Origin of the sequence: Pseudomonas sp. 1912-s, from assembly GCF_029269205.1 — a bacterium.
Classification (GTDB): Bacteria; Pseudomonadota; Gammaproteobacteria; order Pseudomonadales; family Pseudomonadaceae; genus Aquipseudomonas.
Window position 1 is genome coordinate 287,178 of sequence record NZ_JARIXR010000003.1, and the last position, 26,029, is coordinate 313,206.

28 protein-coding genes are annotated in these 26,029 nt (G+C 60.9%); 18 read left to right on the forward strand and 10 right to left on the reverse strand.

Annotation, left to right across the window (positions count from 1 at the left end):
• Positions 1-48: 48 nt before the first annotated feature.
• The 3 genes from P3C29_RS05985 to trpB all read right to left on the reverse strand — a co-directional run bounded on the left by P3C29_RS05985 (position 49) and on the right by trpB (position 2,672).
• Complete coding sequence (locus P3C29_RS05985; protein ID WP_010168555.1) at positions 49-495, reverse strand: anti-virulence regulator CigR family protein; 447 nt, start codon at positions 493-495, stop codon at positions 49-51.
• A 140-nt stretch (positions 496-635) separates the two neighbouring features.
• Positions 636-1,445 (reverse strand): tryptophan synthase subunit alpha, encoded by an 810-nt coding sequence (gene trpA / locus P3C29_RS05990; protein WP_010168557.1) that lies wholly within the window; start codon positions 1,443-1,445, stop codon positions 636-638.
• Positions 1,446-2,672 (reverse strand): tryptophan synthase subunit beta, encoded by a 1,227-nt coding sequence (gene trpB, locus P3C29_RS05995; protein ID WP_275964084.1) that lies wholly within the window; start codon positions 2,670-2,672, stop codon positions 1,446-1,448. It abuts the gene before it with no gap.
• 109 nt (positions 2,673-2,781) lie between these two features.
• Here trpB and P3C29_RS06000 point away from each other — a divergent pair, with 109 nt between their 5' ends.
• Positions 2,782-3,678, forward strand: coding sequence for a LysR family transcriptional regulator (locus P3C29_RS06000; RefSeq protein WP_275964085.1), 897 nt, complete (start codon positions 2,782-2,784; stop codon positions 3,676-3,678).
• Here P3C29_RS06000 and P3C29_RS06005 read toward each other — a convergent pair.
• Positions 3,675-4,001, reverse strand: a complete 327-nt coding sequence (locus P3C29_RS06005; protein ID WP_003170746.1) for a DUF883 family protein — start codon at positions 3,999-4,001, stop codon at positions 3,675-3,677. The genes P3C29_RS06000 and P3C29_RS06005 overlap by 4 nt on opposite strands.
• 156 nt (positions 4,002-4,157) lie before the next feature.
• On the opposite strand from P3C29_RS06005, the gene P3C29_RS06010 reads away from it, so the two are divergent.
• Complete coding sequence (locus tag P3C29_RS06010) at positions 4,158-4,373, forward strand: dodecin (RefSeq protein ID WP_005783406.1); 216 nt, start codon at positions 4,158-4,160, stop codon at positions 4,371-4,373.
• A 118-nt stretch (positions 4,374-4,491) separates the two neighbouring features.
• The gene (locus tag P3C29_RS06015) at positions 4,492-4,719 is read left to right on the forward strand and encodes a DUF1161 domain-containing protein (protein ID WP_003214893.1); all 228 of its coding nucleotides are present in this window, start codon (positions 4,492-4,494) and stop codon (positions 4,717-4,719) included.
• A gap of 59 nt (positions 4,720-4,778) precedes the next feature.
• Here the strand turns inward: P3C29_RS06015 and P3C29_RS06020 are convergent, their stop codons facing one another.
• Positions 4,779-5,780 carry an LLM class flavin-dependent oxidoreductase gene (locus P3C29_RS06020; protein ID WP_010168579.1) on the reverse strand — a complete coding sequence of 334 codons (1,002 nt, stop codon included), beginning with the start codon at positions 5,778-5,780 and terminating at the stop codon, positions 4,779-4,781.
• A gap of 217 nt (positions 5,781-5,997) precedes the next feature.
• Between P3C29_RS06020 and P3C29_RS06025 the strand changes: the two genes are divergently transcribed.
• Together P3C29_RS06025 and P3C29_RS06030 are read left to right on the forward strand one after the other, a co-directional pair.
• Complete coding sequence (locus tag P3C29_RS06025) at positions 5,998-6,429, forward strand: OsmC family protein (RefSeq protein WP_010168580.1); 432 nt, start codon at positions 5,998-6,000, stop codon at positions 6,427-6,429.
• Positions 6,430-6,542: 113 nt separating this feature from the next.
• On the forward strand, positions 6,543-6,782 hold the full coding sequence (locus P3C29_RS06030) for a DUF1161 domain-containing protein (RefSeq protein WP_010168581.1): 240 nt from the start codon (positions 6,543-6,545) through the stop codon (positions 6,780-6,782).
• On the opposite strand, the gene P3C29_RS06035 is transcribed toward P3C29_RS06030, so the two are convergent.
• Positions 6,783-7,205 (reverse strand): hypothetical protein, encoded by a 423-nt coding sequence (locus P3C29_RS06035; protein ID WP_010168582.1) that lies wholly within the window; start codon positions 7,203-7,205, stop codon positions 6,783-6,785. It lies immediately after the preceding gene.
• Positions 7,206-7,347: 142 nt separating this feature from the next.
• Here P3C29_RS06035 and P3C29_RS06040 point away from each other — a divergent pair, with 142 nt between their 5' ends.
• Complete coding sequence (locus P3C29_RS06040; RefSeq protein ID WP_275964086.1) at positions 7,348-8,394, forward strand: aminopeptidase; 1,047 nt, start codon at positions 7,348-7,350, stop codon at positions 8,392-8,394.
• 3 nt (positions 8,395-8,397) lie between these two features.
• Here the strand turns inward: P3C29_RS06040 and P3C29_RS06045 are convergent, their stop codons facing one another.
• Complete coding sequence (locus P3C29_RS06045; protein ID WP_275964087.1) at positions 8,398-9,048, reverse strand: HAD family hydrolase; 651 nt, start codon at positions 9,046-9,048, stop codon at positions 8,398-8,400.
• A gap of 11 nt (positions 9,049-9,059) precedes the next feature.
• Positions 9,060-9,602 (reverse strand): gamma carbonic anhydrase family protein, encoded by a 543-nt coding sequence (locus tag P3C29_RS06050; RefSeq protein WP_275964088.1) that lies wholly within the window; start codon positions 9,600-9,602, stop codon positions 9,060-9,062.
• 54 nt (positions 9,603-9,656) lie between these two features.
• Here P3C29_RS06050 and prlC point away from each other — a divergent pair, with 54 nt between their 5' ends.
• Together prlC and P3C29_RS06060 are read left to right on the forward strand one after the other, a co-directional pair.
• The gene (gene prlC, locus P3C29_RS06055) at positions 9,657-11,756 is read left to right on the forward strand and encodes an oligopeptidase A (RefSeq protein ID WP_275964089.1); all 2,100 of its coding nucleotides are present in this window, start codon (positions 9,657-9,659) and stop codon (positions 11,754-11,756) included.
• Positions 11,753-12,025 carry a YheV family putative zinc ribbon protein gene (locus P3C29_RS06060; protein ID WP_003214872.1) on the forward strand — a complete coding sequence of 91 codons (273 nt, stop codon included), beginning with the start codon at positions 11,753-11,755 and terminating at the stop codon, positions 12,023-12,025. Before prlC ends, P3C29_RS06060 begins: the two co-directional genes overlap by 4 nt.
• Before the next feature lie 27 nt (positions 12,026-12,052).
• On the opposite strand, the gene P3C29_RS06065 is transcribed toward P3C29_RS06060, so the two are convergent.
• Positions 12,053-12,739, reverse strand: a complete 687-nt coding sequence (locus P3C29_RS06065) for a dual specificity protein phosphatase family protein (RefSeq protein WP_201126251.1) — start codon at positions 12,737-12,739, stop codon at positions 12,053-12,055.
• A gap of 274 nt (positions 12,740-13,013) precedes the next feature.
• Here P3C29_RS06065 and P3C29_RS06070 point away from each other — a divergent pair, with 274 nt between their 5' ends.
• The 6 genes from P3C29_RS06070 (at position 13,014) to P3C29_RS06095 (ending at position 20,553) form a co-directional block, all read left to right on the forward strand.
• On the forward strand, positions 13,014-13,754 hold the full coding sequence (locus tag P3C29_RS06070; protein ID WP_275964090.1) for a gluconate 2-dehydrogenase subunit 3 family protein: 741 nt from the start codon (positions 13,014-13,016) through the stop codon (positions 13,752-13,754).
• A gap of 2 nt (positions 13,755-13,756) precedes the next feature.
• Positions 13,757-15,541, forward strand: a complete 1,785-nt coding sequence (locus P3C29_RS06075; RefSeq protein WP_201125796.1) for a GMC family oxidoreductase — start codon at positions 13,757-13,759, stop codon at positions 15,539-15,541.
• A gap of 12 nt (positions 15,542-15,553) precedes the next feature.
• Positions 15,554-16,852, forward strand: coding sequence for a cytochrome c (locus P3C29_RS06080; protein WP_275964091.1), 1,299 nt, complete (start codon positions 15,554-15,556; stop codon positions 16,850-16,852).
• Positions 16,853-16,933: 81 nt separating this feature from the next.
• Positions 16,934-17,992: a PA0069 family radical SAM protein gene (locus P3C29_RS06085; protein WP_169386729.1), complete on the forward strand. Its 1,059-nt coding sequence runs from the start codon at positions 16,934-16,936 to the stop codon at positions 17,990-17,992.
• A gap of 197 nt (positions 17,993-18,189) precedes the next feature.
• Positions 18,190-18,921, forward strand: coding sequence for a carbonic anhydrase (locus tag P3C29_RS06090; protein WP_003214859.1), 732 nt, complete (start codon positions 18,190-18,192; stop codon positions 18,919-18,921).
• 84 nt (positions 18,922-19,005) lie between these two features.
• The gene (locus P3C29_RS06095) at positions 19,006-20,553 is read left to right on the forward strand and encodes a SulP family inorganic anion transporter (RefSeq protein ID WP_275964092.1); all 1,548 of its coding nucleotides are present in this window, start codon (positions 19,006-19,008) and stop codon (positions 20,551-20,553) included.
• Positions 20,554-20,621: 68 nt separating this feature from the next.
• Here the strand turns inward: P3C29_RS06095 and P3C29_RS06100 are convergent, their stop codons facing one another.
• Positions 20,622-21,269: a hypothetical protein gene (locus P3C29_RS06100; protein WP_010168604.1), complete on the reverse strand. Its 648-nt coding sequence runs from the start codon at positions 21,267-21,269 to the stop codon at positions 20,622-20,624.
• A gap of 368 nt (positions 21,270-21,637) precedes the next feature.
• Between P3C29_RS06100 and coxB the strand changes: the two genes are divergently transcribed.
• The 4 genes from coxB to P3C29_RS06120 all read left to right on the forward strand — a co-directional run bounded on the left by coxB (position 21,638) and on the right by P3C29_RS06120 (position 26,029).
• On the forward strand, positions 21,638-22,765 hold the full coding sequence (coxB, locus tag P3C29_RS06105) for a cytochrome c oxidase subunit II (RefSeq protein ID WP_010168606.1): 1,128 nt from the start codon (positions 21,638-21,640) through the stop codon (positions 22,763-22,765).
• A gap of 58 nt (positions 22,766-22,823) precedes the next feature.
• Entirely contained in the window at positions 22,824-24,413 is a 1,590-nt protein-coding gene (gene ctaD / locus P3C29_RS06110; RefSeq protein WP_063033712.1) for a cytochrome c oxidase subunit I, read from the forward strand.
• 141 nt (positions 24,414-24,554) lie between these two features.
• Positions 24,555-25,106, forward strand: a complete 552-nt coding sequence (locus tag P3C29_RS06115; protein WP_008439615.1) for a cytochrome c oxidase assembly protein — start codon at positions 24,555-24,557, stop codon at positions 25,104-25,106.
• Positions 25,107-25,141: 35 nt separating this feature from the next.
• Positions 25,142-26,029 carry a cytochrome c oxidase subunit 3 gene (locus P3C29_RS06120; protein WP_010168610.1) on the forward strand — a complete coding sequence of 296 codons (888 nt, stop codon included), beginning with the start codon at positions 25,142-25,144 and terminating at the stop codon, positions 26,027-26,029.

Here is a 26,029-nt window from a genome sequence, read left to right on the forward strand (position 1 = left end):
GCGCAGCCCAGCGGGAGCAAGCTCCCTCGCCACAAAAGCAGTCCGGCTCTAGTACAGCGCGCCATCCAGAATCTGATAGACGATGCTGGTGCCCACCGCGATCAACACGATGTCCCCGCCCGAACGGCGCCATTCGTAGCCCGGGTATTGCGGCAGATGGCCCAGCGCCCTTGGGTCCAGACGCTCACCATAGTAGTTCGGCGGCAGGCGCTGGCCGCGCACCAGATGGATACCCGGAGGCGGCGGCGCGCCACGGCGGAAGTCGCCGTGGTTATCGCGGATCACTTGCCGTACCGGGCCGAAGTCCTGAGGAGGCCCGCCACGGTGGTTGTCCTGCGGCCCGCGACGGTCATCGCCACGGTGATCGTTTTGTTGGCCCTGGGGGCCGCCACGGTCAGGACCGCCACCTTGGTCATACGGTGCCGCTTGCACCAGGGCACTGGCGCCGAGCACCAGCACGCCTACACCTGCGATCAAGCGTTTGGGGATTTTCATGGGGCTGCTTCCTCAGTACTGCACGAACAAAAAAGGGATTTCGAACCACGTTCGAAATCCCTTGGTCTTGTTAGCTTAGGTACTGATTTGCCAGCATGATTCCTCTGTATCAGGAACTTTACCTATCGCTTACGAGCCGCTTACTTACGGGCGTTGCGCACACCTTCCGACAGCGCCGAACACAGGGTCAATACACCGTCGATGGCCTGCTGATCGTTGCTGGCGTTGGCGATGTGATCGATCAGCGCCGAACCCACCACCACACCGTCTGCCAGGCGGGCGATTGCAGCGGCCTGCTCCGGGGTACGGATACCAAAACCGATGCTGATCGGCAGGTCGGTATGGCGACGCAGACGGGTCACGGCTTCTTCGACGTGTTCCAGGGTCGCGGCACCGGCACCGGTCACACCGGCCACCGACACGTAGTACACAAACCCGGAGCTGCCGTTGAGCACGGTCGGCAGGCGTACGTCGTCGGTGGTCGGCGTGGTCAGGCGGATGAAGTCGATACCGGCAGCCTGGGCCGGGTCGCACAGTTCGCCGTTATGCTCGGGCGGCATGTCGACCACGATCAGGCCGTCGACGCCGGCTTCTTTCGCATCACTGATAAAGCGTGGCACGCCGTACATGTGGATCGGGTTGAAGTAACCCATCAACACCAGCGGCGTGTCGCTGTTGTCCTTGCGGAACTCACGCACCATTTGCAAGGTTTTGGTGAGGTTCTGCTTGGCGGTCAGTGCGCGGATGTTGGCCAGTTGAATGGCCGGGCCGTCGGCCATCGGGTCGGTGAAGGGCATGCCCAACTCGATCACATCGGCGCCGGCCGCCGGCAAGCCCTTGAGGATCGCCAGCGAAGTGTCATAACCCGGGTCGCCGGCGGTGACGAAAGTCACCAGGGCGGCGCGGTTTTGTTCTTTCAGTTGCGCAAAACGTGTTTGCAGGCGGCTCATTTAGTGTTTCTCCTGCTGAGACTGTTCCATATGGTGCATCACGGTCTGCATGTCTTTGTCGCCACGGCCGGACAGGTTCACCACCATCAGGTGATCTTTCGGCAGGGTCGGTGCGCGTTTGAACACTTCGGCCAGGGCGTGGGCGCTTTCCAGTGCAGGAATAATCCCTTCCAGGCGGCAGCATTTGTGGAACGCGTCGAGGGCTTCGTCGTCGGTCACCGAGGTGTACTGAACGCGGCCGATGTCATGCAACCAGGCGTGTTCAGGGCCGATGCCCGGGTAGTCGAGGCCGGCGGAAATCGAGTGGGCGTCGATGATCTGGCCGTCGTCGTCCTGCAGCAGGAACGTGCGGTTGCCGTGCAGTACACCCGGTACGCCGCCGTTGAGGCTGGCCGCGTGCTTGCCGGTTTCGATGCCGTAGCCGGCCGCTTCAACGCCGATGATTTCGACGCTGGTGTCATCCAGGAACGGGTGGAACAGGCCCATGGCGTTGGAGCCGCCGCCGATGCACGCCACCAGGCTGTCGGGCAGACGACCTTCCTGGGCTTGCAGCTGGGTACGGGTTTCCTTGCCGATCACGGCCTGGAAGTCGCGGACCATCGCCGGGTACGGGTGCGGGCCGGCCACGGTGCCGATCAGGTAGAAGGTGCTGTCGACGTTGGTGACCCAGTCACGCAGGGCTTCGTTCATCGCGTCTTTCAGGGTGCCGGTGCCGGCAACGACCGGAATCACTTCGGCGCCCAGCAGCTTCATGCGGAACACGTTGGCCTGCTGGCGCTCGATGTCGGTGGTGCCCATGTAGATCACGCATTGCAGGCCAAACCGCGCGGCGACGGTGGCCGTGGCCACACCGTGCATGCCGGCGCCGGTCTCGGCGATGATGCGTTTTTTGCCCATGCGCCGTGCCAGCAGGATCTGGCCGATGCAGTTATTAATCTTGTGCGCGCCGGTGTGGTTCAGCTCTTCGCGCTTGAGGTAGATCTTGGCGCCGCCGCAGTACTCGGTCAGGCGTTCGGCAAAATACAGCGGGCTTGGACGTCCGACGTAGTCGCGCTGGAAGTAGGCCAGTTCTTCGTTGAAGGCCGGATCGATCTTGGCCGCTTCGTATTCGCGGGCCAGATCCAGGATCAACGGCATCAGGGTTTCCGCCACGTAGCGGCCGCCGAACGAACCAAACAGGCCATTGGCATCTGGGCCGTTGCGTAAATCGGTCTGGGTCTGAGTCATGGGACGCTCCAGGTAGAAAATGTGTAAGAGGCAATGACGGTCACTCTACCCCTGACGCTTCAAGGTGAAAACCGATAAGATCGCCACAACCTGTCAGGAAAACTCACAGATGAGTCGAGACCTTCCCCCACTGAATGCCTTGCGCGCTTTCGAGGCGACGGCACGCTTGAACAGCGTCAGCCAGGCTGCCGAGCAACTGCACGTCACCCATGGCGCGGTCAGCCGGCAGCTCAAGGTGCTGGAAGAGCACCTGGGCGTCAGCCTGTTCGTCAAGGACGGGCGCGGCCTCAAACTCACAGATGCCGGTGTCCGCCTGCGGGACGCCAGCTTCGAGGCCTTCGAACGTTTGCGGGATACCTGCGCAGAGCTCACGCAAAGCAGCGCCGACGCGCCGTTTGTGCTCGGCTGCTCCGGGAGCCTGCTGGCGCGCTGGTTTATTCCCCGCTTGGGCCGCCTGAATGCCGAGTTGCCGGATTTGCGCCTGCACCTGTCGGCGGGCGAAGGCGACCTCGACCCGCGCCGCCCGGGGCTGGATGCGCTGTTGGTGTTCGCCGAGCCGCCGTGGCCGGCGGACATGCAGGTGTACGAATTGGCCAGCGAGCGCATCGGCCCGGTCATGAGCCCGCGTTTTGCCCACTACGAACGGTTGCGCCACGCGCCTGCCGAGGCGCTGCAGAATGAAGCCTTGTTGCACACCACCTCACGCCCTCAAGCCTGGCCCAGCTGGGCGCAGCACCATGGGATCGACGCCGGCGCGTTGAAGTACGGCCAGGGTTTTGAACATTTGTATTATTTGCTGGAAGCGGCAGTGGCAGGGCTGGGAGTGGCGATTGCGCCGCAGCCGCTGGTGGCAGAAGACCTGCAAGCGGGCCGCCTGGTTGCGCCGTGGGGTTTCAGTGAAACCCCGGCGCAACTGGCGTTGTGGCTACCCAAGCGCGCCGCGGATGGGCGCGCCCGGCAACTGGCGCAGTGGCTCAAGGCTGAGCTTGAGCGCCAGGACGTTTAGTCACCGCGTTTGCACAGCAAGTAAGCAGCCAGCAGGCCCAGCGCACCGACGGCGACGCCAGCGGTAGTCCATGGGTGCTCTTGCGCGTAGTCCCGTGTTGCAACACCGGTTTCGCGGATTTTGACTTTGCTTTCTTCATAAGCATCGCTGATCAGGTGACGGGAATGCTTGAGGGCATTCTCGGCATTGCTTTTCAGGGCCTTCAGGGTTTTGCGCGACTCGTCAGACGCATCGTCCTTGAGGCTTTCCAGAGATTTGAGCAGGCTCGAAATCTCGGCTTCCATGCTTTCCAATGACGCTTTGCGTAAAGAGGTGTTGGCCATGTGGGCTCTCCTGGAGTGATTGAGTGGCGTGTGTTGTTTCCGACTGCGGCGGTTTCAGAAAGTGCAGTAAATCTGAACTTTCGCGTGGGAATGGTCGCCAGAAGCAGTACGAGAATTCACTGCTAGGCTTCATAAACCATCCAGGAGAAAAACCTTATGAGTGATCATCACACCTACAAGAAAGTCGAACTGGTGGGCTCTTCCACGACCAGCATCGAGGACGCCATCAATAACGCCCTGGCTGAAGCCAACAAGAGCATCAAGCACTTGGAGTGGTTTGAAGTGACCGAAACCCGTGGCCACATCAAGGACGGCAAGGCCGCGCACTTCCAGGTCACCCTCAAGGTGGGGTTCCGAATTGCCAGTAGTTGATCCCGCCGGTTGAACTTGCGCGCTGGCCGATTGCCATAAACTCCGCTACAACCTTTAGGCATGCCGACGTGACGAGCGTCGGCATGCTTCCTTTCGATCAACCCAAGGAAAGTGACGGATGAAGAACTTTTTGTTGGCGGTAGGTTTGTTGAGTATTGCGGGCACAGCCCTGGCGGCGGGCAAGCCTTGTGAAGAGCTGAAAAGCGAGATTGCGGCGAAAATCGACGCTAAAGGCGCTTCGGGCTACTCCCTGGAAATCGTGGACAAAGGTGCTGCACCTAGTGACCACACGGTTGTCGGCAGCTGTGAAGCCGGTACCAAGGAAATCGCCTACAAGCGCGGGTGATCCCGTGTTGCAGACGTAAAAAACCGACGCAAGTGCGTCGGTTTTTTTATGCCTGCGGTTTAGCCCTTCATGACCTGCGCCAGCAGCTCGTAGGAATGAATCCGGTCGGCGTGCTCGTACAGGTCGCAGGTAAAGATCAGCTCATCAGCGCCGGTCTGCTCCACCAGTACTTCCAGTTTGGCGCGGATTTTCTGCGGGCTGCCCACCATCGCCAGGCCAAGGAAACTGCCTACGGCGTCTTTCTCGTGCGGCAGCCACAGGCCGTCCATGGTTTTAACCGGCGGACGCTGCACCAGGCTTTGCCCACGCATCAGCGCGAGGATTCGCTGGTACACCGAGGTGGCCAGGTAATCGGCTTGCTCATCGGTGTCGGCGGCCACCAGCGGGATGCCGAGCATCACGTAGGGCTTGTCCAGCACGGCTGAAGGCTTGAAGTGGTTGCGATAGACGCGAATCGCCTCATGCATCAGGCGCGGTGCGAAATGTGAGGCAAAGGCGTAAGGCAAACCGCGCTCGCCCGCCAGTTGCGCACTGAACAGGCTCGAGCCCAGCAGCCACACAGGCACATTGGTGCCGGTGCCGGGTACGGCGATCACACGCTGGTCCGGGGTGCGCGGGCCGAGGTAGGCCATCAGTTCTGCCACGTCTTCCGGGAAATCATCAGCGCTGCCGGAGCGTTCACGGCGCAGCGCGCGGGCGGTCATCTGGTCGGAGCCTGGTGCGCGGCCAAGGCCCAGGTCGATGCGGCCCGGGTACAGGCTTTCGAGGGTGCCGAACTGCTCGGCGATCACCAGCGGCGCATGGTTGGGCAGCATCACGCCGCCGGAACCAACGCGGATCGTCGAGGTGCCGCCGGCCAGGTAACCCAGCAACACCGAGGTCGCCGAACTGGCGATGCCGTCCATATTGTGGTGTTCGGCCACCCAGAAACGGTTGTAGCCAAATTTTTCCACGTGCTGGGCCAAGTCCAGGGAATTGCGCAGCGACTGTGCCGGACTGCCGTTGGCGCGTACGGGCACGAGGTCGAGGGTCGAGAATTTAACGTCGGACAGCGGTTTCATAAGCCTGCTTCTCCAATGGGGGCGCAGGCTTCTTAGACGAACCAAAACCTGCCGCTTCATGTGCATGTTCTATGCAATGAGGGCATATACCCGAGATTCAATAGCGACTGTGAAATTTCCTACTTAATCGCTAGGTTTCTCCGACAAGATGAACTTTGCCGGGGCGTCTATCCTCAGAACCCTTACTGACGCAAAACCACCGTTCGAGGAGACCGCTATGAGTATCGTTAAAAAAGCATCCGCGCATTGGGAAGGCGACCTGAAGACTGGCCTGGGTTCCATCTCCACGGAGACCGGCGTGCTGCGCGAAGCGCCCTACGGCTTCAAGGCTCGTTTCGAAGGCGGCAAGGGTACCAACCCTGAAGAACTGATCGGCGCGGCCCATGCCGGCTGTTTCTCCATGGCCTTTTCCATGATTCTGGGCGACGCCGGGCTCAAGGCCGACAGCATCGACACCCAGGCCGAAGTGACCCTGGACCAGGTGGACGGCGGCTTTGCGATCACTGCGGTGCACTTGATCCTCAAGGCGAAGATCCCGGGCGCCAGCCAGGCGCAGTTCGATGAACTGAGCAAAAAGGCCAAGGAAGGATGCCCGGTGTCCAAGGTGTTGAATGCAACCATCACCCTGGATGGCACCCTCGTTAGTTGATCCAGCCCCCTTGCAGGGGTGAGCTTGCTCGCCCCTGCAGGTGCAAGTGTGGTCGAATAGCCGATTGCAGACTTAGCGCACACCCGTGCGCGTGCATTCAGGGAGCTTCACACATGAAACGTATTGCCTTGGCGGTTATCTGCGGTGCGCTGGCCACATCAGCCCTGGCCGCGCCGAAAGACTGTGAAGAGCTGAGGAAAGAGATCGAGGTAAACATCCAGGCCAAAGCCATTCCGTCCTACACCCTGGAAATCATTACCGCCGAAGAGGCCAAAAATCATGACAGCGCCATGATCGTCGGCTCTTGTGAGAACGGAACCAAGCGCATTCTCTACCAGAAGAACAACGACTGATCAGATGCAGTTGACGCTACGTTCTTCCGCCAGCAACTGACCCGCTTTGTTGTACAGCCGGATATTCGGGTTGTAGCCCAGTGACCGCCCTTCCAGGCGATAACGCTGGCCTGCCTCGAAACGCTCGTATTGCAGGGTCATGAAGCAGGTGCGGTCAGTGGTTTGGCCAAACCCGCCGAAGCTGCCGCCGGTAGGCACCTCGAAATCAAAGCGCACCATCAATTCATGGCTGCCTGGCGGCACCTGGAAGAAGCGCCCGTCGTTCAGGTTCTTCCCGTCCAGGCGTTGCGCCATCACCAGCTTGGCACCGGGTGTCGGGGTGGCGAAGTCGACCCAGGCTTGTTGCGGGTCAACCGCAGGGAGCGGCGTCGACGCGCAGGCACTGAGAAAAATCGCGGCGACGGGAAGCAGTAGCTGACGCATGTTAAGCACTCAACTGTAGGAATGATTTTTCGAGCGGCTGCATTCGGCAGCAGACTCCCTATGAGTATAAACACGCCACGCCATGGAAAAATTCCCCACAGGCGAGATAGTCTGGCGGGATGATTACCGGTGAGAGGTTTGAATGGTCAGGCGTTTACTTCCCGGGTTGATGCTGTTGTGGCTCAGCGGCTGTTCCAGCGTCAGCTATTACAGCCAACTGGCGGACGGCCAATGGCAATTGCTGCGGGCCCGGGAGCCGGTCTCCACGGTCATCGCCGACCCGTCCCGCCCGCAGGTGCTGCGTGAGCATCTGGCGCAGTCGCAGAAAGCCCGCACGTTCGCGAGCGAGCACCTGCACCTGCCGGATAACCAGAGTTACCGCTTGTATGCCGATATCGGCCGCCAGTACGTGGTCTGGAACGTCTTCGCGACGCCTGAATTTTCCCTCTCGCCCCAGACCCACTGCTTCCCGATTGCCGGCTGCGTGGCCTATCGCGGTTATTACAACCAGGGCGCCGCGCGCGGCCAGGCGGCGTTGCTGAAGCAGCAAGGCATGGACGTGTCGATTGGCGGCGTCGAGGCCTATTCCACCCTCGGCTGGTTCAATGATCCGATCATGAATTCGATGATGAACTGGGGCGATGAGCGCCTGGCCACGCTGATTTTCCATGAGCTGGCGCACCAGCGGTTTTATGTGAAGGACGACACCGAGTTCAACGAGTCGTATGCCACCTTTGTGGAGCAGGAAGGCACTCGCCAATGGCGTGCAGCACGGGGTTTGCCGCCGGCCAGCGAGTCGGCGTTGAAACAGCGCGACCAGTTCACCCGGCTGGTGCTCGACACCCGCAAGCGCCTGGAGCAGCTGTATGCGCAGCCGCTGGCGGCCGATGCGATGCGCCAGGCCAAGGCGGCCGAATTCGAGCGCCTGCGCAGTGACTACCGGCAAATGCGTGATAGCCAGTGGGGGGGTGACAAGCGCTACGACGCCTGGATGAACTTGCCGATGAACAACGCAAGGTTGTTGCCGTTTGGCCTGTATGACCAGTGGGTGCCGGCGTTCGCCGCATTGTTCCGGCAGGAAGGCGGGGATTGGGCGAAGTTTTTTGTCGCGGTGGAGAAGCTGGGCGGGTTGCCGGTAGATCAGCGCAAGGCGGCCCTTGCGCGGCTGGAGGCCGCGCAGAAGCCCTAGGCATCAGCGTTGCAAAAACGCCTGATGCATCTCAGCCAATGTTTCGAAATGCCAGGTCGGCGCCTCGGCACTCAGCTCTTCATGGCTGCCAAACCCATAACCTACCGCCGCCGAATCCAGCCCATTGCTGCGGGCGCCGATCAGGTCGTGCTTGCGGTCGCCAATCATCAAGGTGCTGGCCGCGTCCAGGCCTTCTTCAGCCATCAGGTGGGCGATCAGCTCAACCTTGTTGGTGCGGGTGCCGTCCAGCTCGCTGCCGTAGATCACCTTGAAATGCCGGGCAAAATCAAAGTGCCGGGCGATTTCACGGGCAAACACCCAAGGCTTGGACGTGGCCACGTACAGCTGGCGACCCTGGCCGTTCAGCGCCTCCAGCAGCGGTATCACACCGTCAAACACGCGGTTTTCGTACAGGCCGGTGACTTTGAAGCGCTCGCGGTAAAAATTCACCGCTTCCCAGGCCTTGGCCTCGTCGAAGCCGTAGAACTGCATGAAGGCTTGCAGCAGCGGCGGGCCGATGAAGTGTTCGAGTTTGGTCAGGTCCGGCTCATCAATGCCCAGTTTGGCGAGGGCGTACTGGATCGAACGGGTGATGCCTTCGCGCGGGTCGGTGAGGGTGCCGTCCAGGTCGAACAAAACGGTTTGGTAATGCATGGGGGTCCTTGTCATTGGTTGAAGCCTTCGGCCAGGTGCAGGTCTTTGAGCTTCACGTAGTTCGCAGCGCTGTAGGTGAAGAACGCCCGCTCCTTGTCAGTCAGCGGGCGGATTTGTTTAACCGGGCTGCCCACATACAAAAAACCGCTTTCGAGTTTCTTGCCCGGCGGCACCAGGCTGCCGGCACCGATGATGACGTCGTCTTCCACCACGGCGCCGTCCATCACAATGCTGCCCATGCCGATCAGGATCCGGCTGCCCACCGTGCAGCCATGCAACATGACCTTGTGGGCGATGGTCACGTCGTCACCGATCAGCAGCGGGAAGCCATCAGGATTGAAGGGCCCTGCGTGAGTAATGTGCAGCACGCAGCCGTCCTGCACGCTGGTGCGCGCACCGATGCGGATGCGGTGCATGTCGCCGCGGATCACCGTCAGCGGCCATACCGAGCTGTCGGCGCCGATTTCGACGTCGCCGATCACCACCGCCGATGCATCGACGAAAGCCCCGGCGGCCAAGGCCGGCGTGTGATTCTGGTAGGTGCGAAGGGTCACGATAGGCTCTCTCTCTTCTGCTGATAGCTGCGGTGGGCGTTGATTGTAATTAAGATGGCCCCATCTTTGTTCTTACATGTTTCTTCAGCCAAGGTGCCAACCGTGAGCGCGAACAACCCTCTTCTGCAGTCCTACGACCTGCCGCCGTTCTCGGCGATCCGTGCCGAGCACGTACAGCCGGCCATTGAACAGATCCTCGCCGACAACCGCGTCGCAATCGAAGGCATCCTGCAAAGCCAGGGTAAAAATCCGACCTGGGCCGGGCTGGTCCTGGCCATGGACGAACTCAATGACCGCCTGGGTGCCGCCTGGAGCCCGGTCAGCCACCTGAACGCCGTGTGCAACAGCGCCGAACTGCGCGAAGCCTACGAGGCGTGCCTGCCGGCACTGAGCGCCTACTCCACCGAGATGGGTCAGAACCGCGAGCTGTTCCAGGCCTTCGAAGCTTTGGCCAACAGCCCGGAAGCCGCCGGCTTCGACGTGGCGCAAAAAACCATTCTGGAACACTCGCTGCGGGACTTCCGCCTGTCGGGTATCGATTTGCCGCCTGAGCAGCAAAAACGTTATGCCGAAGTGCAGAGCAAACTCTCCGAGCTGGGCAGCAAGTTCTCCAACCAATTGCTCGACGCCACCCAGGTCTGGACCAAACACGTCACTGATGAAGCGACCCTCGCCGGCCTGACCGATTCGGCCAAGGCACAAATGGCCGCCGCCGCCCAGGCCAAGGGCCTCGACGGCTGGCTGATCACCCTGGAATTCCCGAGCTACTACGCGGTGATGACCTACGCCCACGACCGCGCCCTGCGTGAAGAAATCTACGCGGCCTACTGCACCCGTGCGTCGGACCAGGGCCCGAATGCCGGTCAGAACGATAACGGCCCGGTCATGGAACAGATCCTCGACCTGCGTCAGGAGCTGGCACAGCTGCTGGGCTTCGCCTCGTTCTCCGAACTGAGCCTGGCCACCAAAATGGCCGAGTCCAGCGACCAGGTGTTGAGCTTCCTGCGGGACCTGGCCAGGCGCAGCAAACCGTTTGCCACCCAGGACCTGCAACAGCTCAAGGCCTACGCCGCCGAACAAGGCTGCCCGGACCTGCAAAGCTGGGACAGCGGTTTCTACGGCGAAAAGCTGCGCGAACAACGCTACAGCGTGGCCCAGGAAGCCCTGCGCGCCTACTTCCCGATCGACAAGGTGCTCAGCGGCCTGTTCGCCATCGTGCAGCGCCTGTACGGCATCGAGATCGCCGAACAGAAAGGCTTCGACACCTGGCACCCGGACGTTCGCCTGTTCGAAATCAAGGAAAACGGCCAACACGTCGGCCGCTTCTTCTTTGACCTGTACGCCCGCGCCAACAAGCGTGGCGGTGCCTGGATGGATGGTGCCCGTGACCGTCGCCGCACCCTCAATGGCGTGCTGCAAAGCCCGGTGGCCAACCTGGTGTGCAACTTCACCCCGGCGGACAGCGGCAAACCTGCCCTGCTGACCCACGATGAAGTGACCACGCTGTTCCACGAATTCGGCCACGGCCTGCACCACCTGTTGACCCGCGTTGAACACGCTGGCGTGTCTGGCATCAACGGTGTGGCCTGGGATGCGGTGGAGTTGCCGAGCCAATTCATGGAGAACTGGTGCTGGGAGCCTGAAGGCCTGGCGCTGATCTCCGGTCACTACGAAACCGGCGAGCCGCTGCCTCAGGACCTGCTGGAAAAAATGCTCGCAGCAAAGAACTTCCAGTCCGGCCTGATGATGGTTCGCCAGCTGGAATTCTCGTTGTTCGATTTTGAGCTGCACGCCACCCACGGCGATGGCCGCAGTGTGCTGCAGGTGCTTGAAGGCGTGCGTGACGAGGTGTCGGTGATGCGTCCGCCGGCCTACAACCGCTTCCCCAACAGCTTTGCGCACATCTTTGCCGGCGGTTACGCGGCGGGTTACTACAGCTACAAGTGGGCGGAAGTGCTGTCGGCCGATGCCTTCTCCAAGTTCGAAGAAGACGGCGTGCTCAACGCCGAGACCGGCCGGGCGTTCCGCGAGGCGATTCTGGCCCGTGGTGGCTCCCAGGCGCCGATGGTGCTGTTCGTCGATTTCCGCGGACGTGCGCCGTCGATTGACGCACTCTTGCGCCACAGCGGCCTGAGTGAGGACGCGGCAGCATGAGTGAAGCACCTGTGAAAACCAAAAAACGCTTTATCGCCGGGGCGGTCTGCCCGGCGTGCAGCGAGCCGGACAAGTTGATGATGTGGAGCGAGGACGACGTGCCGCACCGCGAATGCGTGGCTTGCGGATATTCCGACACGCTCAATGAGCAAGGTCTGTCAGTGCCCAAGGAATTGGGCACACGGGTGAATACATCGGCACTGAAAGCACCGGATCCCAAGGTGCAGGCGGTGCAGTTTTTCCCGAATCCGAAGTTGAAAAAAGACTGACGGGTCTACGCCCCCTGAGCGGATGGCTCAGGGGGTGATCACCAAGGCTGTTTTTTCGGCTGCCGCGTCCTTGGCGGTGTCTGCGGTATTCAGCCAGCTTTTCATCGAGCACAGTGCAAACGCGCTGGTGCTGCATTCACCGTTGGCCAGTGCCGTGCGTAACTTGTCGACATCGGCCTTCATCATGTAGCGAACGCCGTCTTTAAAGCCGCTGCTTGCACCAAAGCCCCCCAAGGTCATTTCGCTCAGCGCCTCCTCCTTGCTCCACCCCTGAACCACCACCCGATACATCGCCGCCATCAGGCCGGTGCGATCGGAGCCGTGTTTGCAGTGCATCAGCACGGGGCCATTGCCTTCGGCGTCCTGAATGGCGCGCAGCGCGGCCAGCACGTCGCTGTCGTCGACATGATTGGTGCGATAGGTCAGTTGGACTTGTTTGATGCCTGTGGATTTCAGCCACTTGCTGTCGGATTCGGGCAGGAAATTGATCACCGTACCGATCTTCAGCTTTTCCAGGACCGGAACGGCGCTGCTATCCGGCAGTGCGCTGCGATAGAGGGTGGGCGACATTTGATAAAGGTTGTATTGGTTGCCCACCGGCTGGGCCCATTCCGCTGACCGGATGGGCGTGAGCTCTTCGGCCTGGGCGTGGACGGTAGTAAACAGCGCCATGAACGCCAGGCTGAGTGCGGGCAGCAATTGATGGTTGAACATGGGCGATGTAACCGAATAGGAAAGGGCTGATGGGGCCCAGATTCGCCCAAGGGGGGTCAATGCCGCGTGAGGCTCTCGTCAAAGAATCGTGAACGCATGCTGTTTTTTCCGGCTGAATCGATTCTCCTCGATCCTTAGCCTGCTATCCTTTGTAACTATTGATTGCTGCTGTGTTCTATCCCTTTGGGTCCTTTGGATCCTATTTGCTGCCAAAACTAATAAGTCGCTCCATGAAGCGGCTGATAAATCCGTGACCACATGATGAGGTGCCACCATGTCTGATCAAGATCAAGACAACCCCCGGCGTGAGTTTTTGCGCAAATCCTTGACCTTGATCCCCGTGGTCACTGTCGCCAGCACGGGCCTGGGCGGTTCGATGCTGATGGCCGTTCCCGAGCCGGTTCAAGCCAGCCCCGAAAAGGCGCCTGTCAGCACCCAGGCGTATGAGCCGAGCTATTTCACTGCCGAGGAATGGGCCTTTATCAACGCGGCCGTGGCCCGCTTGATCCCGGCGGATGACCAAGGCCCGGGCGCCCTGGAAGCCGGCGCGCCGGAATACATCGACCGCCAGATGAACACGCCGTACGCGGCGGGTGCCCTGTGGTTCATGCAAGGCCCGTTCAACGCCGACGCGCCGCCTGAAATGGGTTGGCAGAGCAAACTGGTGCCCAAGGAGATCTATCGCCTCGGCATCGCTGCCACGGATGCTTGGTCGAAAGCGATGAACGGTAAGCTATTTGCCGAGCAAGACAGCGCTACCCAGGAAAAATTACTCCAGCGTCTGGAGGCCGGCGACGCGCAGTTCGACAGCGTTCCGCCGAAGATTTTCTTCAACCTGTTGCTGCAAAACACCAAGGAAGGCTTCTTCTGCGACCCGGTCCACGGTGGCAACAAAGGCATGGTCGGCTGGACCATGATCGGCTTCCCCGGCGCCCGCGCCGATTTCATGGATTGGGTTGAACGCAACGAGCAATACCCCTTCCCGGCTGTTTCCATCCGTGGCGAGAGGGCATAAACGTGGCGACCATCATGAAGAAAGTGGATGCAGTGATTGTCGGCTTCGGCTGGACCGGCGCGATCATGGCCAAGGAGCTGACGGAAGCGGGCCTCAACGTGGTAGCGCTGGAGCGCGGCCCGATGCAGGACACCTACCCCGACGGCAACTATCCCCAGGTCATCGACGAACTGACCTACAGCGTGCGTAAAAAACTCTTCCAGGACATCTCCAAGGAAACCGTGACCATTCGCCATAGCGTGAATGATGTGGCGATGCCCAACCGCCAACTGGGCGCTTTCCTGCCCGGCAACGGCGTGGGTGGTGCCGGCCTGCATTGGTCGGGCGTGCACTTTCGGGTGGACCCGATCGAGTTGCGCATGCGCAGCCATTACGAAGAGCGCTACGGGAAAAACTTCATTCCCAAGGACATGACCATCCAGGATTTCGGCGTCAGCTATGAAGAACTGGAGCCGTTCTTCGACTATGCCGAGAAAGTCTTCGGCACCTCCGGTCAAGCCTGGACGGTGAAAGGCCAGCTGGTGGGCGAAGGCAAGGGGGGCAACCCTTACGCGCCGGATCGCTCGAATCATTTCCCGCTGGAGTCGCAGAAGAACACCGTCTCCGCACAGTTGTTCCAGAAGGCCGCCACCGCCGTGGGTTACAAGCCTTACAACTTGCCTTCCGCGAATACGTCGGGGCCGTACACCAACCCCTACGGCGCGCAAATGGGCCCGTGCAACTTCTGTGGTTTCTGCAGCGGCTATGTCTGCTACATGTATTCCAAGGCTTCGCCGAACGTGAACATCCTGCCGGCCTTGCGCCAGGAGCCCAAGTTCGAACTGCGGCCCAATTCCCACGTGCTGAAGGTCAACCTCGACAGTACCAAGCGCAAGGCCACTGGCGTGACGTACGTCGACGCCCAAGGCCGCGAGTGCGAGCAGCCGGCAGACTTGGTGATCCTCGGGTCCTTCCAGTTCAACAACGTGCGCCTGATGCTGCTGTCGGGCATCGGCAAGCCCTACGACCCGATCTCCGGCGAGGGCGTGGTGGGCCGGAACTTCGCCTACCAGAACATGGCCACCATCAAGGCGTTCTTCGACAAGGACGTGCACACCAACAACTTCATCGGCGCCGGCGGCAACGGTGTGGCGATCGATGACTTCAACGCCGACAACTTCGACCACGGGCCTCACGGCTTTGTGGGCGGCTCGCCGATGTGGGTCAACCAGGCGGGCAGCCGGCCGATTGCCGGTACGTCCAACCCGCCGGGCACGCCGGCGTGGGGCAGTGCCTGGAAGCGCGCCACCGCCGATTACTACACTCACCAGGTGTCAATGGATGCCCACGGCGCTCATCAATCCTACCGTGGCAACTACCTCGATCTGGACCCGGTTTACCGCGATGCCTACGGCCTGCCGCTGCTGCGCATGACCTTCGACTGGCAGGAAAATGACATCAAGATGAACCGCTTCATGGTCGACAAAATGAGCAAGATTGCCGAAGCGATGAACCCCAAGGCGATCGCCTTGTTGGGCAAAAAAGTCGGTGAGCACTTCAACACCGCGGCCTACCAGACCACCCACCTCAACGGTGGCGCGATCATGGGCACTGACCCGAAAACCAGTGCCTTGAACCGCTACTTGCAGTGCTGGGACGTGCACAACGTGTTTGTCCCGGGCGCTTCCGCGTTCCCACAAGGCTTGGGCTACAACCCAACGGGCCTGGTGGCGGCGCTGACCTACTGGTCGGCGCGGGCGATTCGCGAGCAATACCTGAAAAACCCCGGCCCACTGGTTCAGGCATAAGGAGCGATGACCATGAAAGCATTTGTTATCGCGTCCCTGGCCTTGTTCAGCAGCTGCTCGGTGAGTGCGGCTGAAACCGATCTGGTCAAACAGGGTGAATACCTGGCTCGCGCCGGTGACTGCGTGGCCTGCCACACCGCCAAGGGTGGCAAGCCGTTCGCCGGTGGCCTGCCGATGGAAACCCCGATCGGCACTATCTACTCCACCAACATCACCCCGGACAAAACCGGCCTGGGCGACTACAGCTTCGAAGACTTCGACCAGGCCGTGCGCCATGGCGTCGCCAGGAACGGTAGTACCCTTTACCCGGCGATGCCCTACCCGTCTTATGCGCGGGTCAGCGAAAGCGACATGCAGGCGCTGTATGCGTACTTCATGAAGGGCGTGGAGCCAGTGGCGCAGGTGAACAAGGACAGCGACATTCCCTGGCCGTTGAGCATGCGCTGGCCGTTGGCCGGATGGCGCTGGATGTTTGCGCCCAAGGTCGAGGACTACAAGGCCCAGGCGGGCGCCGACCCGGTGATCAGCCGTGGCGCGTATCTGGTGGAAGGCCTCGGCCACTGCGGCGCTTGCCACACACCCCGGGCCCTGACCATGCAGGAAAAGTCCCTGAGTGCGTCGGATGGCAGCGCTTTCCTGTCCGGCAGTGCGCCGCTGGAAGGCTGGATTGCCAAGAGCCTGCGGGGCGACCACAAGGACGGCCTGGGTAGCTGGAGCGAGGAGCAACTGGTGCAATTCCTCAAGACCGGGCGCAGTGATCGCAGTGCGGTGTTTGGTGGCATGAGCGACGTTGTAGTACACAGCATGCAGTACATGTCGGAAGAGGACCTGACGGCTATCGCCCGTTACCTCAAGAGCCTGCCGGCGGTGGATCCGAAGGACCAGCCGCATCAGTACGACAAACAAGTCGCCGACGCGCTGTGGAAGGGCGATGACAGCAAGCCGGGGGCTTCGGTATACATCGACAACTGTGCAGCCTGTCACCGCACTGACGGCCATGGCTACACCCGGGTATTCCCGGCGCTGGCGGGCAACCCGGTGTTGCAGACGGCGGATGCGACTTCATTGATCAACATTGTGTTGAACGGCGGCACCTTGCCGGCTACCCATACGGCGCCTTCGACCTTCACCATGCCGGCGTTTGCCTGGCGGTTGTCGGACCAGGAGGTGGCGGATGTCGTCAGTTTTGTTCGGGGCAGTTGGGGTAATAAAGGCGCGCCGGTGAAAGCCAGCGACGTGGCGAACCTGCGCAAGAATGACATGCAGACGACCTCGGGCGATGACCTTGGTCAGGTGACCTCCAAGCACTGATTGGGCATCGACCGCCCAACGGCACTGGTCAGAAACGCTGCGCCTCTATACTGTATAAAAAAACAGTATAGAGGCGCTTTCATGTCCACTCCTCTGCCGCCTCGCGGGCGCGGCACGGCCACCAACCTGCACAATCGTTTCGCGCCCACTGTCAGCGTGGCGGAAGACGACGGCTGGTATCAGGAAGTGCCACAGACCCAGGGCACCGAAGTCCGTATCGAAACCGCGAAAACCATCATCACCCGCAACAGCTCGCCGGATATCCCGTTTGATCGGGCGATCAACCCGTATCGCGGCTGCGAGCATGGTTGTATCTACTGCTATGCGCGGCCCAGTCACGCGTATTGGGACCTGTCGCCGGGGCTGGACTTCGAAACCAAGCTGATCGCCAAGACCAACGCCGCCGACGTGCTGGAGCAGCAACTGTCGAAGCCGGGCTACAGCTGCGCGCCGATCAACCTGGGCTCCAATACCGACCCGTACCAGCCTATCGAGCGCGAGTACAAGATCACCCGGCAGACCCTGGAAGTGCTGCTGCGCTATCGCCATCCGGTGACGATCATTACCAAGGGCTCGCTGATCCTGCGGGACCTCGACCTGCTGACCGAGCTGGCGCAGCAACGGCTGGTGGCGGTGATGATCAGCCTCACCAGCCTGGACGATGAGCTCAAGCGTATCCTGGAGCCGCGCACGGCTGCGCCCAAGGCCCGGCTGCGGGCGATTCGGGTGATGCGCGAGGCGGGAATCCCGGTCGGCGTGTTGTGTTCGCCGATGATCCCGATGATCAACGACAGCGAGCTGGAAAGCCTGCTGGCCGAAGCCCATGCCGCTGGTGCACAAAGCGCGGCGTACATGATGCTGCGCCTGCCCCTGGAAGTGGCGCCGCTGTTCGAGGAATGGCTGGCGGCCCATTATCCGCAGCGGGCAGCCCATGTGATGAGCCTGGTGCGGCAGGTGCGCGGCGGTGAGGTCTACGACAGCCGCTTCGGTGTACGCATGCGCGGCGAAGGGCCGTTTGCCGATCTGTTGGCGCAACGGTTCGCCAAGGCGATCAAACGATTGGGGCTCAACCGCCGGGAAGGGTTTAATCTGGATTGCACGGCGTTTTGTCCGCCGGGCAGGCAGATGGCATTATTGTAAACTGCTGGGCAAGCGTACTTTTCCTGTCGGAATAGTTGCGTTTTGATATCACTGAAAGCCCCGATCTAGAGCGGTTCATTCAGTTTCAGTTAAGTTTCGGCGGGTACCTTGTTCATCGAGTGACTAATGAGTCGGTGCTCCGGTTTGGGCGCCAACCGCACTGGAAAACTCCCCTGCTCCAACCAAGAGGATGAATCATGAGTGACAAGGATAAACAGCCGTTGGCTGCGTCGGCTTCAGCCCCTCACGAGGCGGAATCCGCCGATGCAGCGCTGCAGCACATCGTTGAAGGCTTTTTGCATTTCCATAACGAGATCTTTCCGCAGCAGGAAGAACTCTTCAAAAAACTCGCCACGGCCCAGAGCCCACGGGCGATGTTCATTACTTGCGCCGACTCGCGCATCGTTCCCGAACTGATCACCCACAGCTCCCCGGGGGATTTGTTCGTGACCCGTAACGTCGGCAACGTCGTGCCGCCTTATGGGCAGATGAACGGCGGCGTTTCCACGGCCATCGAGTACGCAGTACTGGCCCTAGGCGTGCAGCACATCATCATTTGCGGCCACTCCGACTGCGGCGCCATGCGCGCAGTGCTCAACCCCCAAAGCCTGGAAAAAATGCCCACGGTAAAGGCCTGGCTGCGCCACGCCGAGGTCGCCAAGACCATGGTCCAGGACAACTGTGACTGCGCCAACGAACACGAAAGCATGCACGTACTCACCGAGGAAAACGTGATTGCCCAGTTGCAGCACCTGCGCACTCACCCGTCGGTGGCTTCGCGCATGGCCAACGGGCATCTGTTTATCCATGGCTGGGTCTACGACATCGAGACCAGCGAAATCAGGGCCTACGATGCGGATCAGGCAGCGTTCCTGCCCCTGAACGGTACCCAACCGATTCCATCCGCGACGCCTAAAGCGCGCTTCTAAAACAATCCCTGTCGGGTAAAGCGATGGCTGCCATTCGAGCAGCCAGGCCTTGCCACGCCCGGCGAATGCCTCGGGAGAGTCATCATGCGTGCTGCTCAATTAAAAGCTGTGCTGCCACGGGAGCTGCTGGCCTCCGTGGTTGTGTTTCTGGTTGCCCTGCCGCTGTGCATGGGGATCGCGATCGCATCAGGGATGCCGCCAGCCAAAGGCCTGATCACCGGGATCATCGGTGGTCTTGTCGTGGGTTGGTTGGCGGGGTCGCCGCTGCAAGTCAGCGGGCCTGCGGCGGGTTTGGCGGTGTTGGTGTTCGAGTTGGTGCGCCAGCATGGCATGGCCATGCTCGGGCCCATTCTGTTGCTGGCGGGCTTCCTGCAACTGGTGGCCGGGCGCTTGCGTCTGGGTTGCTGGTTTCGCGTCACTGCGCCTGCGGTGGTGTACGGGATGCTGGCGGGTATCGGGGTGCTGATTGTCCTGTCGCAAGTCCACGTGATGCTCGACGGTGCACCCAAACCTTCCGGGCTGGATAACCTCGCCGGCTTTCCGGCGGCGTTGGTCCAGGCGATTCCGACCCTCGGCGGGGGCCTGGGTTGGCAGGCCGGTTTGCTCGGGCTGTCGACGATTCTGGTGATGTGGCTGTGGGATAAGTTTCGCCCGCAAACGCTGCGCTTCGTGCCGGGCGCCCTGCTCGGCGTGGGCTTGGCAACGGTTACCAGCCTGGTGCTGGCGCTGCAGGTCAAGCGTGTGGAGGTGCCGGAAAACCTGGCGGACGCCATCGACTGGCTGCGCCCCAGCGACTTGCTGAACCTGGCGGACCCCAACCTGTTGATCGCTGCGTTCGCCGTGGCGTTTATCGCCAGCGCCGAAACATTGCTGTCGGCGGCGGCTGTCGACCGTATGCACGCCGGGCAACGTTCTGACTTCGACAAGGAATTGTCGGCACAAGGCGTGGGCAACATGCTGTGTGGCCTGGTGGGCGCCCTGCCGATGACCGGCGTGATCGTGCGCAGTTCGGCCAACGTCCAGGCCGGCGCTACCACGCGGTTGTCGGCGATGTTCCACGGCTTATGGCTGCTGGCGTTCGTGCTGTTGCTGTCCAGTGTGCTGCAAAGCATTCCGGTGGCGAGCCTGGCGGGTGTGCTGGTGTACACCGGGATCAAGTTGGTGGATATGAAGGCGTTTCGTGGCCTGGCGCGTTACGGCCGGATGCCGATGTTTACCTATGCCGCGACGGCCCTGGCGATCATCTTTACCGACTTGCTGACGGGCGTGCTGGTGGGCTTCGGGCTGACGCTGGTCAAGCTGGCGTTCAAGGCTTCGCGCCTGAAAATAAGCCTGATCGACCTGCCGCTGGAGGGCGAGATGGAGTTGCGCTTGACGGGCGCTGCGACCTTTCTCAAGGTGCCGGCATTGACCCAGGTGCTGTCGACGGTGCCCGCCGGCACCACGGTGCATGTGCCCCTCAGTAACCTGAGTTATATCGACCATTCCTGCCTTGAGCTGCTGGAGGAATGGGGGCGCGCCAATGCGGCCAAGGGCTCGACGTTGGTGATCGAGGCGCGGGGGTTGAAACGCAGGTTGGAAGGCAGAGTCAGGACGACGACCGGAATAGGCTCGGCTCCGTCCATTGGCTGACAAAGCCGGATCAAAATGTGGGAGCGGGCTTGCCCGCTCCCACATTGGATCTATGTCAGTCAGGAGATTTACGCCGGCTGATCCAGCTCAAGCCCCACGCCCAACTGCCGCGACAGGCACGGCCAGCGCTTCCAGGCGGCTTCCGTGTCCGGGCTCTTGAGCTTGTCGCGGTACGCTTCAACCGACTCCAGCGCAAAACTCTCTTCGTTGAGCATCTCGTCCACGGCGTGGTGCACCGCTTCATCCAGCTGATTGGCAAAGGTCTCGCCGATCAATTGGTGAGCAATCACGTTCGCCACGGTGGTATCCAGCGGAATCAACGGCTGGCCGAAGTGCTTGATATACAGATCGTTGACCTCTTCCACCAGGCGATGCGCCAGGTAGGCCTCGTCCAGCAAGCCGTCCAGGCCTTCATGCCCGGCCAGGATCGCCGGAGGCTGCAGGAAGAAATGCTCGGCGATTTTCAGCACCGGTTTGATCTGGCTCTCAATACCGGCTTCGCGGGCGACATCGTTGGCCGCGTCCAGCAGATCCGGGACCTGGTCGATGTAGGCGCTGACAAAACGCGTCATCACGCCTTTGGCGTCGACATCCGGCAGGGAGATAGCCGGGTGCAGGTGCGGTAACTGGACTTCCAGCTGCTGAGCAAGCTGGCCAGTGCTGGTTTCGTGTTGATGGGCACGGGAAATCTGCTCGCGCAATGCGGCGGTGTTCATGAAAGCTCCAGTGATGCAGGCGTAGGAAATAGGGAGAGCATAAGGTAGCTCGTTTATACGAGAGCCTAAGACGCATTTGTCATAATTATTTCATGGTTATGCACTGCTGTTATATCAAATCGCCATCGTTCGTCGGATAACGCGCGCCATCGGTCCTGTTGTGTGGTCGGTTCGTCCATTTTCGTTCATTTGCCCGATCACATTGCGGGGTGGCGGTCGCTGTCTATACTCGGTTTTGTACGCAATTAGCTGATGACGCCCGACTGCATGAGCAGGCAAGGCTTGGCGGTTGTAAGCAGTATGGAAGCCGCTCCCTTGGCCGCAGGTGCAAACCGGCGGGATAACAAGAATGATAAGGGGAACCCGCAATGACGCGACATCCACATGTTTGGATGGGCCTACTGTTGTGGTCAGTATTCGGCCAGGCGCAAGCCGCCTGGACAACGAATATGGCGCCAGGGGCCACTGAAGTCAGTCACGCCGTGTTTGACCTGCACATGACCATTTTCTGGATTTGTGTGGCGATTGGCATCGTCGTGTTTGGCGCGATGTTCTGGTCGATGATCATCCATCGGCGCTCCACGGGCCAAGTGGCGGCCAAGTTCCACGAGAGTACGACGGTGGAGATTCTCTGGACCGTGGTGCCTTTGCTGATCCTGGTGGCGATGGCCATTCCGGCCACCAAGACGTTGATCAACATCTACGACAGCACTGAGTCGGACATCGACATCCAGGTCACCGGCTACCAGTGGAAGTGGCACTACAAATACCTGGGTCAGGACGTCGAATTCTTCAGCAACCTGGCCACGCCCGCCGAGCAGATCCATAACCAGGCCGTCAAAGGCGAGCATTACCTGTTGGAAGTCGACCAGCCGTTGGTGTTGCCGGTGGGCGCCAAGGTGCGCTTCCTGGTGACGGCCGCCGACGTGATCCACTCGTGGTGGGTGCCGGCGTTTGCGGTCAAGCGTGATGCGATTCCCGGCTTCGTCAACGAGGCCTGGACCCGGGTTGAAAAGCCCGGCATCTACCGCGGCCAGTGCGCCGAATTGTGCGGCAAGGACCACGGGTTCATGCCGATCGTGGTGGAGGTCAAGTCCAAGGCCGACTACGACACCTGGCTCGGCGAGCGCAAGGAAGAGGCGGCCAAGCTCAAGGAGCTGACCTCCAAGGAATGGACCCTGGATGAACTGGTGGCCCGTGGCGACAAGGTTTATCACACCACCTGCGTCGCCTGTCACCAGGCGGAAGGCCAGGGCCTGCCGCCGATGTTCCCGGCGCTCAAAGGCTCGCCGATTGCCACGGGACCCAAGGAAGACCACCTGCACCGCGTGTACTTCGGCAAGCCCGGCACCGCCATGGCGGCGTTCGGCAAGCAACTGTCGGAAGTCGATATCGCGGCGGTCGTGACCTACGAACGTAACGCCTGGGGCAACAACAAAGGCGACATGGTCACCCCTAAAGACGTGCTGGCTTTGAAACAGGCGGAAAGCAAATGACTTCCTTCATTGCGTCTTCCCTGAACCGTCCCGCCCACTCGTTCGCAGGAGAAAAGCCATGAGCGCTGTGATCGATGACCACGGTCATGCCGGTGACCACGCTCACGGCCCCGCCAAGGGCCTGATGCGCTGGGTGCTGACCACCAACCACAAAGACATCGGGACCATGTACCTGTGGTTCAGCTTCGCCATGTTCCTGCTCGGCGGGTCGTTCGCCATGGTGATCCGTGCGGAGCTGTTCCAGCCGGGCCTGCAGATCGTGGAGCCGGCGTTCTTCAACCAGATGACCACCATGCATGGCCTGGTGATGGTGTTCGGTGCGGTGATGCCGGCGTTTGTCGGCCTGGCCAACTGGATGATCCCGTTGATGATCGGTGCGCCCGACATGGCCCTGCCGCGCATGAACAACTTCAGCTTCTGGCTGTTGCCGGCGGCGTTCCTGATGCTGGTGTCCACCCTGTTCATGCCTGGCGGCGGGCCGAACTTCGGCTGGACCTTCTACGCCCCGCTCTCCACCACCTACGCGCCGGAAAGCGTGACGTTCTTCATCTTCGCCATCCACCTGATGGGCATCAGCTCGATCATGGGCGCGATCAACGTCATCGCCACCATCCTCAACCTGCGCGCCCCCGGCATGACCCTGATGAAAATGCCGCTGTTCGTCTGGACCTGGCTGATCACCGCCTTCCTGCTGATCGCGGTGATGCCGGTGCTGGCCGGGTGCGTGACCATGATGCTGATGGACATCCACTTCGGCACCAGCTTCTTCAGTGCTGCCGGTGGCGGTGACCCGGTGTTGTTCCAGCATGTGTTCTGGTTCTTCGGGCATCCCGAGGTGTACATCATGATCCTGCCGGCCTTCGGTGCCGTCAGCTCGATCATCCCGACCTTCTCGCGCAAGCCGTTGTTCGGCTACACCTCGATGGTGTACGCCACGGCGAGCATCGCGTTCCTGTCATTCATCGTGTGGGCGCACCACATGTTCGTGGTGGGTATCCCGCTGGTGGGCGAGCTGTTCTTCATGTACGCCACGCTGCTGATTGCGGTGCCCACGGGGGTGAAGGTGTTCAACTGGGTGAGCACCATGTGGCAAGGCTCGCTGACTTTCGAGACGCCGATGCTGTTCGCCGTGGCCTTCGTGATTTTGTTCACCATCGGCGGGTTCTCCGGCCTGATGCTGGCTATCGCCCCGGCGGATTTCCAGTACCACGACACCTACTTTGTGGTGGCGCACTTCCATTACGTACTGGTGCCCGGCGCGATCTTCGGGATCTTCGCCTCGGCCTACTACTGGCTGCCGAAATGGACCGGCCACATGTACGACGAAACCCTGGGCAAGCTGCACTTCTGGCTGTCGTTCGTGGGGATGAACATGGCGTTCTTCCCGATGCACTTTGTAGGACTGGCCGGCATGCCGCGTCGGGTGCCGGACTACAACTTGCAGTTCGCCGATTTCAACATGGTCTCCTCCATCGGTGCCTTCACCTTTGGCGCGACGCAAATCTTCTTCCTGTTCATCGTCATCAAGTGCATCCGTGGCGGCAAGCCTGCGCCGGCCAAGCCGTGGGATGGCGCCGAAGGGCTGGAGTGGAGCATCCCTTCGCCTGCGCCGTACCACACCTTCACCACGCCGCCGGAGGTCAAATGAACACCTCCCTACCCTGTGGGAGCTGGTTTGCCTGCGATGGCATCACCTCGGTGTACCTGAAAGACCGAGTTGCCAGCATCGCAGGCAAGCCAGCTCCCACAGAAAAGCCATTCACAGAACATTCGTTCGCAGGTGGCCGCCATGCTTGAGTCCGTGCCTATCAAGCGCCTGGTCACGCGGCTGCTGATCCTGGTGGTGGCGATGTTCGCCTTCGGCTTTGCCCTGGTGCCGATCTACGACGTGATGTGCAAGGCGTTCGGCATCAACGGCAAGACCGCCGGACAGTACGAAGGCGAGCAGGTGGTAGACCCGACGCGCCAGGTGCGGGTGCAATTCCTGTCCACCAACGCCATCGACATGGTCTGGGAGTTCCACTCCAAGGCCGACGAGGTGGTGGTCAATCCTGGCGCGGTCACCGAGATGCTGTTCGTGGCCTACAACCCCACCGACAAGCCGATGACGGCGCAGGCGGTGCCGAGCATTTCGCCCGCCGAGGCGGCGATGTACTTCCACAAGACCGAGTGTTTTTGCTTCACCCAGCAAGTGCTACAGCCAGGTCAGCGCATAGAGATGCCGGTGCGCTTCATTGTCGACCGCGACATGCCGAAGGATGTGAAGCATTTGACACTGGCGTACACGCTGTTCGATATCACCGCGCGCCAACCGCCCGTGGCTGTCCATACCGGCGGCTAGGCGTTGCTTGCGGGCTCGATTAGGAGAACGAATACATGTCGACTCATGATACGTACTACGTACCAGCGCAAAGCAAATGGCCAATAATTGCCACGTTGGGCATGCTGATTACGGTGTTCGGGCTGGCTACCTGGTTCAACGATCTGAAGGCCGCACGCCCGGAGTCCCACGGCCCGCTGATCTTTTTCGTCGGCGGCCTGCTGTTGGCCTACATGATGTTTGGCTGGTTCGGCGCCGTGATCAAGGAAAGCCGCGCCGGTTTGTACAGTTCGCAGATGGACCGCTCCTTTCGCTGGGGCATGACCTGGTTCATCTTTTCCGAAGTGATGTTTTTCGTCGCGTTCTTCGGTGCGCTGTTTTATGTGCGGCATATGTCAGCGCCGTGGCTGGCGGGCGAAGGCCACAAGGGCATCGCACACATGCTGTGGCCGAACTTCGAATTTGCCTGGCCGCTGTTGAACAATCCTGACCCGAAACTGTTTCCCGCACCCAAGGGCACCATCAGCCCGTGGGGCTTGCCGCTGGTCAATACGATCTTGCTGGTCAGCTCCAGCGTGACCATCACCATCGCCCACCATGCCTTGCGCAAAGGCCATCGCGGCGCATTGAAGATCTGGCTGGCGATCACCGTGCTGCTGGGGTGGGCGTTTCTCGGCTTCCAGGCCGAGGAATACATCCATGCCTATAAGGAGCTGGGCCTGACCCTGGGCTCCGGTGTGTACGGCGCGACCTTCTTCATGCTCACCGGCTTCCACGGTGCTCACGTGACCATCGGCACCATCATTTTGTTTGTGATGCTGATGCGCATCCTGAAAGGGCATTTCAACAACGAACACCAGTTCGGGTTCGAGGCGGCCAGTTGGTATTGGCACTTTGTGGACGTGGTGTGGATCGGGCTGTTTTTCTTCGTTTACGTGCTTTGA

Excerpts from the sequence above, each read along its gene's own strand:
- trpA (WP_010168557.1), bottom strand. The coding sequence starts at position 1,445 with ATGAGCCGCCTGCAAACACGTTTTGCGCAACTGAAAGAACAAAACCGC.
- P3C29_RS05985 (WP_010168555.1), bottom strand. The coding sequence starts at position 495 with ATGAAAATCCCCAAACGCTTGATCGCAGGTGTAGGCGTGCTGGTGCTC.
- P3C29_RS06040 (WP_275964086.1), top strand. The coding sequence starts at position 7,348 with ATGGTCAGGCGTTTACTTCCCGGGTTGATGCTGTTGTGGCTCAGCGGC.
- P3C29_RS06010 (WP_005783406.1), top strand. The coding sequence starts at position 4,158 with ATGAGTGATCATCACACCTACAAGAAAGTCGAACTGGTGGGCTCTTCC.
- P3C29_RS06005 (WP_003170746.1), bottom strand. The coding sequence starts at position 4,001 with ATGGCCAACACCTCTTTACGCAAAGCGTCATTGGAAAGCATGGAAGCC.
- prlC (WP_275964089.1), top strand. The coding sequence starts at position 9,657 with ATGGCCCCATCTTTGTTCTTACATGTTTCTTCAGCCAAGGTGCCAACC.
- P3C29_RS06015 (WP_003214893.1), top strand. The coding sequence starts at position 4,492 with ATGAAGAACTTTTTGTTGGCGGTAGGTTTGTTGAGTATTGCGGGCACA.
- coxB (WP_010168606.1), top strand. The coding sequence starts at position 21,638 with ATGACGCGACATCCACATGTTTGGATGGGCCTACTGTTGTGGTCAGTA.
- P3C29_RS06035 (WP_010168582.1), bottom strand. The coding sequence starts at position 7,205 with ATGCGTCAGCTACTGCTTCCCGTCGCCGCGATTTTTCTCAGTGCCTGC.
- P3C29_RS06090 (WP_003214859.1), top strand. The coding sequence starts at position 18,190 with ATGAGTGACAAGGATAAACAGCCGTTGGCTGCGTCGGCTTCAGCCCCT.
- P3C29_RS06000 (WP_275964085.1), top strand. The coding sequence starts at position 2,782 with ATGAGTCGAGACCTTCCCCCACTGAATGCCTTGCGCGCTTTCGAGGCG.
- P3C29_RS06030 (WP_010168581.1), top strand. The coding sequence starts at position 6,543 with ATGAAACGTATTGCCTTGGCGGTTATCTGCGGTGCGCTGGCCACATCA.
- P3C29_RS06020 (WP_010168579.1), bottom strand. The coding sequence starts at position 5,780 with ATGAAACCGCTGTCCGACGTTAAATTCTCGACCCTCGACCTCGTGCCC.
- P3C29_RS06100 (WP_010168604.1), bottom strand. The coding sequence starts at position 21,269 with ATGAACACCGCCGCATTGCGCGAGCAGATTTCCCGTGCCCATCAACAC.
- P3C29_RS06025 (WP_010168580.1), top strand. The coding sequence starts at position 5,998 with ATGAGTATCGTTAAAAAAGCATCCGCGCATTGGGAAGGCGACCTGAAG.
- P3C29_RS06070 (WP_275964090.1), top strand. The coding sequence starts at position 13,014 with ATGTCTGATCAAGATCAAGACAACCCCCGGCGTGAGTTTTTGCGCAAA.
- P3C29_RS06080 (WP_275964091.1), top strand. The coding sequence starts at position 15,554 with ATGAAAGCATTTGTTATCGCGTCCCTGGCCTTGTTCAGCAGCTGCTCG.
- P3C29_RS06115 (WP_008439615.1), top strand. The coding sequence starts at position 24,555 with ATGCTTGAGTCCGTGCCTATCAAGCGCCTGGTCACGCGGCTGCTGATC.
- ctaD (WP_063033712.1), top strand. The coding sequence starts at position 22,824 with ATGAGCGCTGTGATCGATGACCACGGTCATGCCGGTGACCACGCTCAC.
- P3C29_RS06045 (WP_275964087.1), bottom strand. The coding sequence starts at position 9,048 with ATGCATTACCAAACCGTTTTGTTCGACCTGGACGGCACCCTCACCGAC.
- P3C29_RS06095 (WP_275964092.1), top strand. The coding sequence starts at position 19,006 with ATGCGTGCTGCTCAATTAAAAGCTGTGCTGCCACGGGAGCTGCTGGCC.
- trpB (WP_275964084.1), bottom strand. The coding sequence starts at position 2,672 with ATGACTCAGACCCAGACCGATTTACGCAACGGCCCAGATGCCAATGGC.
- P3C29_RS06065 (WP_201126251.1), bottom strand. The coding sequence starts at position 12,739 with ATGTTCAACCATCAATTGCTGCCCGCACTCAGCCTGGCGTTCATGGCG.
- P3C29_RS06085 (WP_169386729.1), top strand. The coding sequence starts at position 16,934 with ATGTCCACTCCTCTGCCGCCTCGCGGGCGCGGCACGGCCACCAACCTG.
- P3C29_RS06060 (WP_003214872.1), top strand. The coding sequence starts at position 11,753 with ATGAGTGAAGCACCTGTGAAAACCAAAAAACGCTTTATCGCCGGGGCG.
- P3C29_RS06120 (WP_010168610.1), top strand. The coding sequence starts at position 25,142 with ATGTCGACTCATGATACGTACTACGTACCAGCGCAAAGCAAATGGCCA.